This is a genomic window from Billgrantia endophytica (genome assembly GCF_002879615.1).
GTDB lineage: Bacteria > Pseudomonadota > Gammaproteobacteria > Pseudomonadales > Halomonadaceae > Halomonas > Halomonas endophytica.
On record NZ_PNRF01000027.1, the window covers coordinates 212,511 to 224,821 of the forward strand.

Here is a 12,311-nt window from a genome sequence, read left to right on the forward strand (position 1 = left end):
GTCGGTCGATCCGATGTGTTGGCGTGGAGCGAAATGGAAAAGCCCTTCCCGCATGACGGGAAAGGCAAGGGTTCGGTGCGGCTGGCAGGTTTAGGATTTAGGGGCGTGCGCCGATGAAGGCGGCGTCGACGATTCCACGTACGGCTTCATGTGTGACCGGGCCGGGATTAAGCCCGTTGTCGGTTTCAACAGTGATGCCCACGATGCGGTCGAGATCCTCCGTGCCGATCCCGACATCGGGCAGTCGGGCGGGAAGTTCAAGTTCGTGCAGCAGGTCGTGGATCGTTCCTGACAGGCTTTCGCTGCCAAGCGAGGCCGCTACCGCATCCACGCCATCTCGGGCAAAGGCGCTATTGTAGGCGGCCACATAGGGAAGAACCACGGCATGGGCGTTGCCGTGCGGTACGTTGTAGCTGCCGCCCAGCGTGTGGGCCAAACCATGTTGCAGTGCAAAGCCCCCGGCCAGCGCTGCGCCTGCCAGATAAGCCCCATAGAGCAGCTCGGACCGGGCTTCGAGTGACGAGGGATTGTCCCACACCGCGCGGATGCCGTTGACCACCACCTTGGCGCCTTCGATGGCGGTTAGCTGATGGATGGGGCTTGAGGAAGTGACATAGATTCCGTCGACACAATGGGCCAGTGCGTTCAGGGCGCTGGCAGCGCTGCTGGCGCGCGGCAGACCAAGCGATAGCCTGGGATCGTATATCACCGTATGGGCGAGCATGTTGAGATGCTCGTGCATGATCTTCACGCCGTCGATGGTAATTCCGCAGAAGGCCGTCATCTCCGATCCCGAATAGGTCGTCGGTATGTTGATGATGGGAAGGCCGAGTTCCAGCGAGATGCCCTTGGCGAGCCCGATGGAGGCCCCGCCGCCGATCGAGACAATACAATCCGCACCCATCTCGGTGGCGGCCTTGCGTCCGGCGCGAGTCAGTTCAATGGGTACCTGGGAGACTGCGGTTGGCAGCACGCCGACGGAGAGGTCGCCCAGAGCTGCGGCTATCTCCTCGGCCATTGCTCGTCGTCCCGGTGTCGAGATGACAAGCGCCCGACGGCGGTCAAGGTGCCGGACTTCGTCGTGCACCGCGGTGGAACTGTCGAGGCCAAAGACAATGCGGGCGGGGGTAGCGTTGAAGGCGCCATCGCGGCTTGCAAAGCGGCGCAGGCGGGACGGTGGTGTTTGTTCGGATCGGTTCATGATCTCACCAATCGACAATCGTGCCGTCGTCCAGCACTGCCGTTCTGCTGTGAAAGACTTCGGGCTTGAACGGATGTTTTGCAGCTTCGCTTTCGTTGATCTCGACGCCGAAACCGACAACGTCCGGGATCAACCAGTTCGACCCTTCACGCTTCATCGGTGCCGAGACGACGTCGTCATACCACGGGACTGCTCCCGACATCTCTTCCTGAATCACGAAATTGGGCGTCGAGATCGCGAAATGCAGTGCCGCAGCCCCGGCGATGGGACCATTCGGGTTATGCGGCGCGATGCCGATCATCACCTCTTCCGCTGCCGCCGCGATCTTCTTGCCTTCCAGTAGGCCACCCGTGTGGTTCAGGTCGGGTTGCAGAATATGTACGCCACGGTTTTGCAGAAGCGGCTCGAATTCCTTATATCCGATCAGTCGCTCGCCAGCGGCGACCGGGCAGGGCGCACGTTCAGTGATAAGACGCATCGCCTCGGGGTCGCCGGGCTGGACCGGCTCTTCGATGAAATAGGGATCGAAGGGGGCCAGAGCCTCGATATACTGCAGGGCGACCGAGATCGAAGCGGGGCGACCGTGGAAGTCGACCATGATGGCGATATTCTCACCAACCGCATCGCGCAGGGTCTTCATCAGTTCCTCGACCCTACGCCGCGCTGCACGGTCGACCATGTAATGCGAATAGGGAATAAAGACGACCTTGAGCGCGTTATACCCCTGTTCGATCACGCGCAACGCGTTGTCGCGCAGCGGTGCGGGGTCGAAAGTCTCATAAACGGATTTCATGTCGCCCAGCCCCAGGTGGGTATAGAGCGGTACGTAATCGCGCGTCTTGCCCCCCAACAGGCGCCAGACCGGCAAGCCTGCGCTCTTGCCTGCGATATCCCAGAGCGCGTGCTCGATCCCGCTGATCGCAGTGGCGCCGATGATGCCGAGCCGGTAGTAGCTGTGCTTGTTCAGCACCTGCAGGATCAGTTCGATGTCACGTGGATCGTGCCCGATAAGCAGCGGCTCCAGATCTTCGATGCATCCAGTGACGGCGCGGGTCTTCCAGTTCAGGCTGGCTTCGCCCCAACCGTAAAGGCCGTCCTGATTGGTTTCGACCTTTACGAATATCCAATTTCGCATTTCGGCGTTGACGACGATCGTTTTCACCCGTGTGATCTTTATCGGGTCATTTCTGGTCATATGCAGTCCCGTCATGGATAAGGAATCATGTGTCAGCGCGCAGTACGGACCTGATTGCGAAGAGGTTCGCCCCTGATGAGTGCCGCGATATTGGCGGCGATCACCGCATAGCGACGGTGTGAGAGTTCGCGAGTCCAGGCCGAGGAATGGGGTGTGGCCCTGACATTCGGCAGGGCGTGAAAGTCGTGTTGGGATGGGGTGACGCGATCATCAGAACCCTTGGGATAGCGATACCAGACATCGAGATTCGCGCCCCGGATCGTGCCCGCGGTCAACGCGACATAGAGATCGTCCTCGTCGACGATTTCCGCCCGGGAAACATTGATGACTACCCCTTCGGACCCAAGCGCCTTCAACACGGTCCGCCCGATACTGCCCCGACTGCTCTCTGTCAGAGGGCAGGTCACAACCAGATAATCCGCCCGTGCCGCAAGCTCCGCCAGCCGGGCCGGCGGGGCGATCTCGGCTGCGACATTCTGTGGGTCGGCCTTGTCTGCAAGCATCGGGTCCACTGCGAGTACCACCATTCCGAAGGCGGCCGCCCGTGCAGCCACGGCCTGTCCGATGCGCCCGTAGCCCAGCACAAGCAGGACCTTGCCGTGGATCTCGCCATGAGGGACCCGTTCGCGATAGATGTCGGGCCAAGTCTCCGGGGTGAAGCCGCGCTTCATGCCCGCAAGGTCGATCTCCCATTCGAGCATCGAGGCGAGAGTGAATTCGGCAATCGGGATCTCGTGCTCGAAGACGTTGCAGAGCACTACGTCGGGATCGAGCGCCTTGAGGTCGATCCCGTCGAGACCCGCTCCGGGAACATGGAGCATCCGCATCCGAGGCAAGGGCGCCCCGCCGCGGTTCATTCTCAGCGACACGACAATATCGTCGGGGGCGATCAGATGGTCATGCACGGAGTCATGTGCCGCCTCTCGCGGCAGGTCCACGATCTCGATCCGGTCACGCAGGTGAGTGTCCATGCCGGCCGTAAGATCGTCACGGTGTGTCGATGCTTCGCCTACTAGGAATACACGCATTCCAGCCCCCTGCTGTCAGTTCGCAGCATGAGACTAATTCCACTCGACCGAAAGCGTCTAATGATTGTTTTAAATCTAGCGATTATATTTTGTTATCAAAAAGTTCCGTGGCCGTTTGCTGCGCACAATCGGCGAAGGCCCGCGCGAGATGGCTAGGCCCGGATTCCGGGAAAGCGATCCCCAAGGTGATATGCGGCTTCGGGCCGGCGATCTCGCGGTAGACCACACCCCGGCGCGGTATCTGCTGTGCCCGCGACGCGACGAATCCGACACCGGCACCACAGGCAGCCATCGCGATGATCGACTGCACCGGAGCGGCTTCGATGATCCGCATGGGCAGGAAGCCTTCCTGCCGGAAGAGCGAAATCATGTTGTCGTACAGCAGCGGGCCGACCTGACGTGGGAAGAGGATGGCGGTCTCCTCTTCAAGGTCATTCAGCCGTACGGTTTTCTGCGCGGCCAGCGGATGGTCGTCCGACATCACCACCGAGAAGGGCAACGTGACGAGCATCTCGCTGGTAAGTTTGCGATCCGAGATCGGGGGATGGCAGATCCCGGCCTGAATTTCGGATCTATCAAGGGCAATTTCCTGCTCGTGCGTGGTCATGTGACGGACATCGACCTGAATCTCGCCATGATCGATCCTGAATAGCTTGATGATTTCGGGCAGGAGAATAAAGAGCCCCGAAGCAGTGGAGCCGATGACAAGCGTACCCTGCAATCCCCGGTCCACCCGTCGTGCGATCCGGGTGGCGTTGTCTATGTCTTGCACGATACGGCGGGCTTCAGACAGGAAGGCTGCACCGGCTGGTGTCAGTGAAACCTGTCGGCTGCTACGGTTTAGAAGCACGACGCCCAGATGTTCTTCCAGCTTGCGCAGCTGCTGGCTGATCCCCGGCTGGCTGATATTGCATCGCTCGGCCGCGCGGTGGAAATGGGCTTCATCGGCAAGAGCGATGAAGCATTCCAGATTTCTGCGGTCCATTTCCGCTCCTATGTGCTGTGCTGGGTCGGTGCCAGTGCAGATGCCTTTAGCAGAAGTCCAATTGACGTGGTGGCGGTCTAACCTGCCTCCAGTCACCGTGCATGGAATATGCATTCTGCATATTGAGGTGGCTGAGGGAAACTGAACAGTCGGGAGAAGTGAATTCTCCGCGCAATGGCTGCATGATGTTGCGAGCGAGGGAGAGATGAGTGAAGAACCCACCATCAAACGCTGGACCGCCAAGCGTAAAGCCGATGTGTCATGATATTTTCAAGGGGTAAGGCCACTCCATGCTTGATGGAAGCCTCAAAGCAAGATATCGCCCAAGTGAAGATTGGGTAACCGCTCAGTCATGGCGTACCTCAAGTGGTCGTTGCAGTATGAGAGGCGTCACTTGAACGCGTGGGCGCTGAGATGTTTGCATCGCTTGTATTTGAGCTGCATCTCCAGCCATGACTGCCAAGCTAGCTGGAACCTCGGCGATGTCGTCGAGCTGCTCCTGGCTGTAAACGGAGAGGTCTGTGCCCTTCGGCAGGTACTGCCGCAACAGTCCGTTGATGTTCTCGTTGGAACCTCGCTGGGCTATGTGGATCAGCGAAGTAGATCACCGTTCCGGACTTCTGAGGGATCGCGGCGCCTTGTCGCTGAAGCCGACGGCCGCCGCCGTTGAAGCGCCCCCTCCAGAGCTAGACAGGCTATCGTGCAGCATCATCCAGGAGAATATCCCCGAGCTCTTGGGGACGCTGAAAGCGATCAGGAGCCAATACCGTTTTTGAGGTGTTCTGAAAGAAGCGTGCTTCGGTAGTTTATTGATTTTGTAATATTTCTTCCGCCTTTCGGTTCAGGCCAGCTTGCCGAGCTTGCGCAGGATGCGGGCTCGATTGGCAAGCCACCAGCCGACCTGCTGCGGCCAACGGGAGAATCCTGTTTCTGGGCTCAGCGCCTGTTCTGCATGCAGCGCCCAGTTCGGGTTGAACAGTGCTTCCCGAGCGATGGCGATCAGATCGGCCTGAGCTTGTTGCAGTATCGCTTCTGCCTGCTTCGCGTCCACGATTAGACCCACCGCCATGGTGGGGATATCCGCTTCCCTACGTACCGCTTCGGCGAAAGGAACCTGAAAACCATAACCCCGCGGCACACCAGCGGCGGTGGCGGGGCCGCCCAGGCCACCGCTGGAGCAGTCGATCAGATCCACGCCCGCGGCTTTCAGGTGGCTGGCGAAGTCGATGCTATCTTCCAGGCTCCAGCCCCCCTCCAGGGCGTCCACCACCGAGATGCGTACCAGCAGGGGCAGGTGCTCTGGTATGCAGGCTCGCAGCGCATCCACCACTTCCAGGGGGTAGCGGCAACGCGCCGAGCGATCGCCGCCGTACTGGTCCTTGCGCTGATTACTTAGCGGCGAGAGGAACTGGTGAAGCAGATAACCGTGGGCACAGTGCAATTCGATGACCTCAAACCCCGCCTCCAGGGCACGCCCGGCGGCGTCCACATAGGCCTGTTTCAGTACCTCTAGCCGGGTTGGACTCAGCGCCGTGGGGCTGGGGGCTCGCTCGGACAGGGGCAAGGGGCTGGCGGACAGTGTGGGCCACGGCGCTTCGCCGGACGTATCTGCCTGAAGCGGCGCGCCGCCTTCCCAAGGGCGTTGGGTGCTGCCCTTGCGCCCGGCATGTCCCAGCTGTATTGCCGGCACGGCACCGTGCTGACGCAGAAACTGCGCCAGCCGGCGCAGGCCAGGGATGTGTTCATCGGACCAGATGCCCAGATCGCCATGGGTGATGCGCCCATCGCGGGTGACCGCGCTGGCCTCGGTGAACACCAGGCCGGCGCCGCCCAGGGCGTAGCGGCCCAGTTGCACCAGGTGCCAGTCATTGACCAGCCCTTCCTCGGCGGAGTATTGGCACATGGGGGAGATCACCACCCGGTTGGGTATCTCCAGTCCACGCAGGCGCAGGGGTGAGAAAAGTCGACTGCCGGCTGAGTCCATCACTTGGATTCCTTAGGTTTCCGGGCGGTTGATGCCGCTGCCACCTGGGGAGCGATCCGGGCAACGAAAATTTGTGCTGTATCTCATTTACCTCACTCTTCTCACGTCTTGCTCGGTGGCGTATTCGGCCTAGACCTTGGGTGCCAAGTCTGGACGCGGCACCAGAATCAACTATATAGTCAGAATATTAACCAATTGGTAAAAATGCATCAAGTCCGGCATCCAGCCACTGGATAGCCGCCGAGCGGAATGCAGCTCATGGAGCAGGAGTTGAGTGTATCCGACTGGCCGAAACTGACCGGCGTGAAGATGTGGTTCCCGATGTGCATGGGTTGGGAAGCAAGGAGAGCTTTCCTCTGATGCGAGCAATTGCCGTTTCAAGGCGATGGTGATTATCGACATGGTTGAGGAGGAGCCCACTTTCTAGCTGGCCGATTAAACCAAGTGGCGGATCTGTTCGAAGCCTTGCCGGAACCGTACCGAGCCCTGGGATCAGGGGCGGAAACAGCAGTGGCCTTCACGAGGAGAGCGATATGAGCATGTCAGGACAGTATGAATTTCTCGCCCAAGATCGGGTGGTGTTCGGTGTGCCCGCGGCCAGAGCCGTGTTGGAGCAGGCCGAGCACATGGGTGCGCGGCGGGTATTTCTGGTCTCCAGCCAGACCCTGAGCCGCAAGACCGATGAGATAGACAGGATTCGTCAGGCCTTGGGGGATCGTTTCGTGGGCCTGTTCGATGAGTGCGTAGCCCATGTGCCTCGGGACAGCGTGCTCAAGGCCGCTGACGCGGTGCGTGCTGCGGAGCCGGATCTGATCGTCACCGTGGGCGGTGGCACGCCTATGGACACTGTGAAAGTGCTGCTGATCTGCCTGGCCCATGATCTGAACAGCCCCGATCAGTTGGATGACTACCGAGTGCGGGTCAATGAGGACGGTAGCAAGGTAGTGCCAGAGGTGGCGAGCCCGCCACTGCGTCAGATCATCGTGCCGACCACGCTTTCCGGTGCTGAGTTCAGTAAGATTGGCGGCGCCAGCGATCCATTGCGCCAGGTCAAGGATCTCTACATGGGGCGGGAGATCGGTGGCCAGGCCGTGATTTTGGACCCTTCGCTCAGTGTGCACACCCCGGATTGGCTATGGCTGTCCACTGGCCTGCGGGCTATGGATCATGCGGTGGAAACCGTCTGCTCCCGCGTGCCTCAGCCCTTCACGGACGCCACCTGCCTGCATGGGCTGCGTATGCTCAACGAGTCCCTGCGCATCAACCGGGAACATCCCGTGGATCTGAATGCGCGCCTTAACAGTCAGCTTGGCGTGTGGCTGGCCTCGACCGGCCTGGGGAGAGTGGACTGGGGGGCGAGCCACGGCATAGGTCATCAGCTTGGCGCTGTGGCCGATGTACCTCACGGCTACTGCTCCTGTGTGATGCTGCCCAATGTGCTGCGCTACAACCACGAGGTGAATGCCGATCGCCAGCAGCTGATCAGCGAGGCGCTAGGGCAGCCCGAGGTGCCCGCCGCGGATCTGATCGCGGCGCTGATAAAGGATTTGGGCCTGCCCGCAACCCTGCAGGATGTGGGCGTGAAGCGGGAACATTTCGAGGCGATTGCCCGGGGCGGCATGCAGAACATGATGGTGCGCAGCAACCCGCGTCCAGTGAACCGACCCGAGGACATCCTGGACATCCTGGAACTGGCCTGGTGAGTGATCGCAGACGTGAAGCCAGGCAGCCCCGGGGTCAGTGTCCGCAATCTCTTCTGTTGTGATGCTTAAAAAACGATTCTGATGCTTGACGTGTTTCGGATTGACACTGGGTAGATATTGGCTCATTTTCTACTTACTGTTCATTTAGCTAAATGACCAAACATACAAATTTATTTATAAGCTTACCCGCAAGCGAGCCTCGGGCGGGTTGAGGAGTGACAGTGTGACGATGCGGAAGAATGCTGAGCTGCTTGAGCTCTACGAGGGGATGTATCTAATCCGCCAGGTAGAGCTGCGGTTAGGGCGCCTGTTCGCAGATGGTGAGGTGCCTGGCTTTATCCATCTGAGCATAGGCCAGGAAGCCATCGCCACGGGGGTGGCCAGTGTTCTGCGCCCTGATGACACCCTGGCCTCCACACATCGCGGCCATGGCCATGCGCTGGCCAAGGGCGTGGATCTAGATCGGTTCTTCATGGAGTTGATGGCGCGGGAGGGAGGCATGTGTAAGGGCCGTGGCGGCTCCATGCACGTGGCGGATCTGTCTATTGGCATGCTGGGGGCGAACGCCATTGTTGGTGCCAGTATTCCCATCGCCCTGGGGAGTGCCCTAGCACACCAAGTGCGCGGCGTGGATGCGGTGGCAGTGGCCTTTTTTGGTGACGGGGCTATGGCGGAAGGCACTCTGCACGAGAGCCTAAACATGGCTGCGCTATGGAAACTGCCCTTGGTATTCGTCTGTGAGAATAACGGCTGGGCGGAGTTTTCCCCCACCTCCACACAGTTTGTCGCTGCCCTGGACAAGCTCGCCAAGGCCTTCGGCATTGCCTATGAGAAAGCCGATGGGCGGGACGTGCAGGCGGTGTCCAAGGCCAGTGAGCGGGCAGTGAAGGCTGCTCGTTCGGGCAAGGGGCCCCGGGTGCTGGAGTTCACCACTCACCGTTTCCGCGGTCACTACGAAGGTGATCCACAGAAGTACCGCAGCGCTGATGAGCTGTCCAGGCTGGGCGAGCATGATCCCCTGGTTCTGCTTGAGTCGCAGCTGATCAAGACCGGTGTGATGGAGGCAGAGCTCAAACATCTGCGTGAAGGCGTAGATGTTCGGGTGGAGGCCGCGGTGGAGCGGGCCCGTCGAGGGGGGGCGCCGGATTTTGAGGCCGGTCGTGCGGACGTATACACACAGATGGGAGCTGCCTGATGGCGGAAGTACGATTCGGCAAGGCAATCAACTTGGCCCTGGCCGACGCCTTGGAGCAAGACCCGGCGGTATTTTTGTTTGGTGAGGATATCGCGACGGTGGGTGGTCCGTTCGGTGCAACCCGAGGTCTGCATGAGCGATTTGGCGATCGGGTTCGTGACACCCCCATTTCGGAGGCAGCGTTGGCCAACGCCGCCGTAGGCGCCGCGCTCTCAGGGCTCAAGCCGGTGCTCGAGATAATGTTCATGGATTTTATGACGCTGACCATGGACGCGCTGGTCAATCAGGCCGCCAAGGCGCGCTACATGTTCGGTGGTCAGGCATCGGTGCCAATGGTGGTTCGAACCCCTCACGGCGGTGGAATTAGCGCCGGGCCCCAGCACTCACAGTGCCTGGAAGCCTGGTTTGCCCATGTGCCAGGCCTGAAAGTGCTCTGCCCTAGCAATCCAGCGGACGCATACGGTCTGTTGAGGTCGGCCATTGCTGATCCGGATCCCGTGGTGTTTGTGGAGAACAAGGCCCTTTACGCCATGAAGGGGGAGTTGTTAGAGCAACCGGAAATCATCCCCATCGGCAAGGCGCGCATATTACGCCAGGGCAGTGACGTAACCGTGGTCAGTTACGGTGCCGCAGTGCATATCGTAGAGCGAGCGGCGTCTCAGCTTGCCGAACAGGGGCTGGAGGTTGAGGTGCTGGATCTGCGCAGCATACAGCCTTGGGATGAAGCGGCGGTGATGGAGTCCTTGTCCCGTACTCACAGGCTGCTCATCGTGCACGAGGCAGTGGAAGCATTCGGGGTGGGTGCGGAGATTGCTGCGCGCATCGGGGAGGTCGGCTTTGACGAGCTGGATGCACCGATCCTGCGGGTAGCCGCTCCCTTTGTGCCCGTCCCTTTCGCGCCCAGTTTGGAAAAAGCCTATCAACCGGATGCGGAGGCCGTGATCGCGGCAGTACGCAAGCTATGCGCCTAGGAGATGCTGAGCGATGAGCGAGAACATCATATTGAGCGAAGTGAACGGCCATGTAGGCCTACTCACCATTAACCGTCCGAAGGTCCATAACGCTTTGAGCACGCCAGTGCTGCTGGAACTTGAGCAGGCCTTCATCACTTTGGACAACGACCCTCGGGTACGGGTAATCGTATTTACCGGCGCCGGCGATAAGGCCTTCGTGGCTGGCGGGGATCTCTCGGAAATGGTTAGCCGGGACGGCATTACCCATTATCAGGAGTTCGCAGAAGACATTCATCGGGTATTTCGTCGCTTCGAAACGAGTGACAAGCCCACCATAGCCGCAGTGAACGGCTACGCCCTGGGCGGTGGCACCGAACTGTTGCTGAGTCTGGACATTCGATTGGTAGCGGATAATGCCGACTTGGCGCTGCCCGAGATTGGTCTGGGCGTTTTCCCGGGTGCCGGCGGCACTCAGCGCATGATCCGTCAGGTGCCCTCCTGTGTAGCGAAGGAACTTATGTTCAGCGGCCGTCGCTTTAAAGCGGAGGAAGCCGTGCGTATCGGGCTCGCCAACCGTGTCGTGCCCCAAGCAGAGCTGTTGGGCGAGGCCATGATCTTGGCTGCGCAGATCGCTGAAAAGTCCCCATTGGTGCTCAAGCTCATGAAGCGTGCTCTGCGGGATGGAGTAAACATGCCCATGGAAGCAGCGTTGGCTCATGAGCAGGCGCTGATCGGCCTGGTCTTCGATACCCAGGATGCCCATGAAGGTATCTCTGCCTTCCTGGAGAAGCGCAAGGCAAACTTCACCGGACGCTAAAGCTTATGAGCGATGTGAATGAACTGCTGATGCCCAAGCTGGGCTTGACCATGACCGAGGGCACTCTCGCCGAATGGTCCATCTCACCCGGGGATAGCGTGCGTCCCGGTGATCTGATGTTCGTGGTGGAAACCGATAAGGTAGCCACGGACATTACCGCCGAGGCCGAGGGTGAGTTGCGCGAGATTCTGGTGCCTGCGGGAGAGACAGTGTCCGTCGGCGCGGTGGTGGGTCTCTGGACCGGTCCAGGACAGGGCACGCCCCAGAATGAGACGGCTGGGGATCAGACCGAACAGGCTGAGCAATCTGCAGCCTCTGAGCCAGCGGCCGTTTTCCGGCCAGCGGAATCGTCCTCGAACCGAGTGATCGCGACTCCGCTAGCGCGTCGGCTTGCCCGTGAGTACGGGCTGGATCTGGCACAGCTTAAGTGCAGTGGTAAGGAAGGTCGGATAAAGGCTGCGGATGTGCGGGCAGCCGCGCGGCAGTACAGCACGCAGGATGCTTCTGCGACCGGCGCAGCGGCCCCGGACGTTGGCCCCAGCGAAGAGCAACGCAGCACTGCCTCTGCTCTGGTACAGGCCATGGCCCGGCGCATGGTGGAGGCCAAGCAACAGGTGCCGCATTTCTACCTGGCCGCGGAAGCCGAGGTCAGCGAGTTGCTGATGCTGCGGGCCGAACTGAACGTCCAGGAGGGCTACGAGAAGCTTAGTCTGAACCACTTGGTACTGGCCGCTGTGGTGCGGGCGTTGGAGGTTAGCCCTGAGTACAACAGAATCTTCCATGACAATGAAATCGTGCAGTTTGAGCGCATCGATGTGGGCATGGCCGTGAGCACTGAGCGTGGCCTGTTTGCACCGGTACTCAAGGATCTGCGAGGCAGCAGCCTGGACGAGATCGCCGCCGAGGCGCGAGCTCTACAGGGCCGACTGCAGGCCAACACCGCCAGTCGCGAGGACATGCAGGGCGGGGCAATCACCGTCTCTAATGCTGGCATGTTCAACGTTAGTTATATGACGCCCATCATCAACCCCCCTCAGTCGGCCATTCTCGGAGTGGGCAGCATACGCGAGCTGTTCCGCCCGGATGCGCAGGGCCAACCGGTCCTGCGTCGGGAGATGGGGCTGGTGCTGGCCGCCGATCACCGGCTGCATGATGGTGCCGGCGCCCTGACTTTTCTCAACCGCATCATCGACGCCTTACAGCAGCCATATCAGCTGCTGCGTCCCCGCGTCGCAGCCCGTAGAGGTTAA

10 protein-coding genes and 1 pseudogene are annotated in these 12,311 nt (G+C 60.3%); 5 read left to right on the forward strand and 6 right to left on the reverse strand.

The genetic code is table 11. The annotated features are described in order from the left end of the window. Positions 1 to 97: 97 nt before the first annotated feature. The 6 genes and pseudogenes from C1H69_RS13050 to C1H69_RS13075 form a co-directional block, all read right to left on the reverse strand. Positions 98 to 1,201: an iron-containing alcohol dehydrogenase gene (locus C1H69_RS13050; protein WP_133154974.1), complete on the reverse strand. Its 1,104-nt coding sequence runs from the start codon at positions 1,199 to 1,201 to the stop codon at positions 98 to 100. A gap of 4 nt (positions 1,202 to 1,205) precedes the next feature. Further along, positions 1,206 to 2,411, reverse strand: a complete 1,206-nt coding sequence (locus C1H69_RS13055; protein ID WP_205738481.1) for an enolase C-terminal domain-like protein — start codon at positions 2,409 to 2,411, stop codon at positions 1,206 to 1,208. A gap of 17 nt (positions 2,412 to 2,428) precedes the next feature. Further along, positions 2,429 to 3,424, reverse strand: coding sequence for an NAD(P)-dependent oxidoreductase (locus C1H69_RS13060; protein ID WP_102653836.1), 996 nt, complete (start codon positions 3,422 to 3,424; stop codon positions 2,429 to 2,431). An 82-nt stretch (positions 3,425 to 3,506) separates the two neighbouring features. Further along, positions 3,507 to 4,409 carry a LysR family transcriptional regulator gene (locus tag C1H69_RS13065; RefSeq protein WP_165789476.1) on the reverse strand — a complete coding sequence of 301 codons (903 nt, stop codon included), beginning with the start codon at positions 4,407 to 4,409 and terminating at the stop codon, positions 3,507 to 3,509. Positions 4,410 to 4,755: 346 nt separating this feature from the next. Continuing rightward, a pseudogene (locus C1H69_RS24600) lies at positions 4,756 to 5,068 on the reverse strand (hypothetical protein); the annotation flags it as partial. A 182-nt stretch (positions 5,069 to 5,250) separates the two neighbouring features. Beyond that, positions 5,251 to 6,393 carry an NADH:flavin oxidoreductase/NADH oxidase gene (locus C1H69_RS13075; protein WP_102653838.1) on the reverse strand — a complete coding sequence of 381 codons (1,143 nt, stop codon included), beginning with the start codon at positions 6,391 to 6,393 and terminating at the stop codon, positions 5,251 to 5,253. A gap of 533 nt (positions 6,394 to 6,926) precedes the next feature. Here C1H69_RS13075 and C1H69_RS13080 point away from each other — a divergent pair. The 5 genes from C1H69_RS13080 to C1H69_RS13100 all read left to right on the forward strand — a co-directional run bounded on the left by C1H69_RS13080 (position 6,927) and on the right by C1H69_RS13100 (position 12,311). Next, complete coding sequence (locus C1H69_RS13080) at positions 6,927 to 8,096, forward strand: iron-containing alcohol dehydrogenase (protein ID WP_205738482.1); 1,170 nt, start codon at positions 6,927 to 6,929, stop codon at positions 8,094 to 8,096. A gap of 229 nt (positions 8,097 to 8,325) precedes the next feature. Then, positions 8,326 to 9,291 (forward strand): thiamine pyrophosphate-dependent dehydrogenase E1 component subunit alpha, encoded by a 966-nt coding sequence (locus tag C1H69_RS13085; RefSeq protein WP_102653839.1) that lies wholly within the window; start codon positions 8,326 to 8,328, stop codon positions 9,289 to 9,291. Then, on the forward strand, positions 9,291 to 10,262 hold the full coding sequence (locus tag C1H69_RS13090) for an alpha-ketoacid dehydrogenase subunit beta (RefSeq protein WP_102653840.1): 972 nt from the start codon (positions 9,291 to 9,293) through the stop codon (positions 10,260 to 10,262). The genes C1H69_RS13085 and C1H69_RS13090 overlap by 1 nt, the downstream gene beginning before the upstream one ends. Before the next feature lie 13 nt (positions 10,263 to 10,275). Next, the gene (locus C1H69_RS13095; protein WP_102653841.1) at positions 10,276 to 11,061 is read left to right on the forward strand and encodes an enoyl-CoA hydratase/isomerase family protein; all 786 of its coding nucleotides are present in this window, start codon (positions 10,276 to 10,278) and stop codon (positions 11,059 to 11,061) included. Between the two features lie 5 nt (positions 11,062 to 11,066). Beyond that, positions 11,067 to 12,311, forward strand: coding sequence for a dihydrolipoamide acetyltransferase family protein (locus C1H69_RS13100; RefSeq protein WP_102653842.1), 1,245 nt, complete (start codon positions 11,067 to 11,069; stop codon positions 12,309 to 12,311).

Bases quoted from the DNA above. Each gene is read 5' to 3' on its own strand.
- C1H69_RS13055 (WP_205738481.1), bottom strand. From the start codon at position 2,411: ATGACGGGACTGCATATGACCAGAAATGACCCGATAAAGATCACACGG.
- C1H69_RS13095 (WP_102653841.1), top strand. From the start codon at position 10,276: ATGAGCGAGAACATCATATTGAGCGAAGTGAACGGCCATGTAGGCCTA.
- C1H69_RS13075 (WP_102653838.1), bottom strand. From the start codon at position 6,393: ATGGACTCAGCCGGCAGTCGACTTTTCTCACCCCTGCGCCTGCGTGGA.
- C1H69_RS13090 (WP_102653840.1), top strand. From the start codon at position 9,291: ATGGCGGAAGTACGATTCGGCAAGGCAATCAACTTGGCCCTGGCCGAC.
- C1H69_RS13065 (WP_165789476.1), bottom strand. From the start codon at position 4,409: ATGGACCGCAGAAATCTGGAATGCTTCATCGCTCTTGCCGATGAAGCC.
- C1H69_RS13080 (WP_205738482.1), top strand. From the start codon at position 6,927: ATGAGCATGTCAGGACAGTATGAATTTCTCGCCCAAGATCGGGTGGTG.
- C1H69_RS13050 (WP_133154974.1), bottom strand. From the start codon at position 1,201: ATGAACCGATCCGAACAAACACCACCGTCCCGCCTGCGCCGCTTTGCA.
- C1H69_RS13085 (WP_102653839.1), top strand. From the start codon at position 8,326: ATGCGGAAGAATGCTGAGCTGCTTGAGCTCTACGAGGGGATGTATCTA.
- C1H69_RS13060 (WP_102653836.1), bottom strand. From the start codon at position 3,424: ATGCGTGTATTCCTAGTAGGCGAAGCATCGACACACCGTGACGATCTT.
- C1H69_RS13100 (WP_102653842.1), top strand. From the start codon at position 11,067: ATGAGCGATGTGAATGAACTGCTGATGCCCAAGCTGGGCTTGACCATG.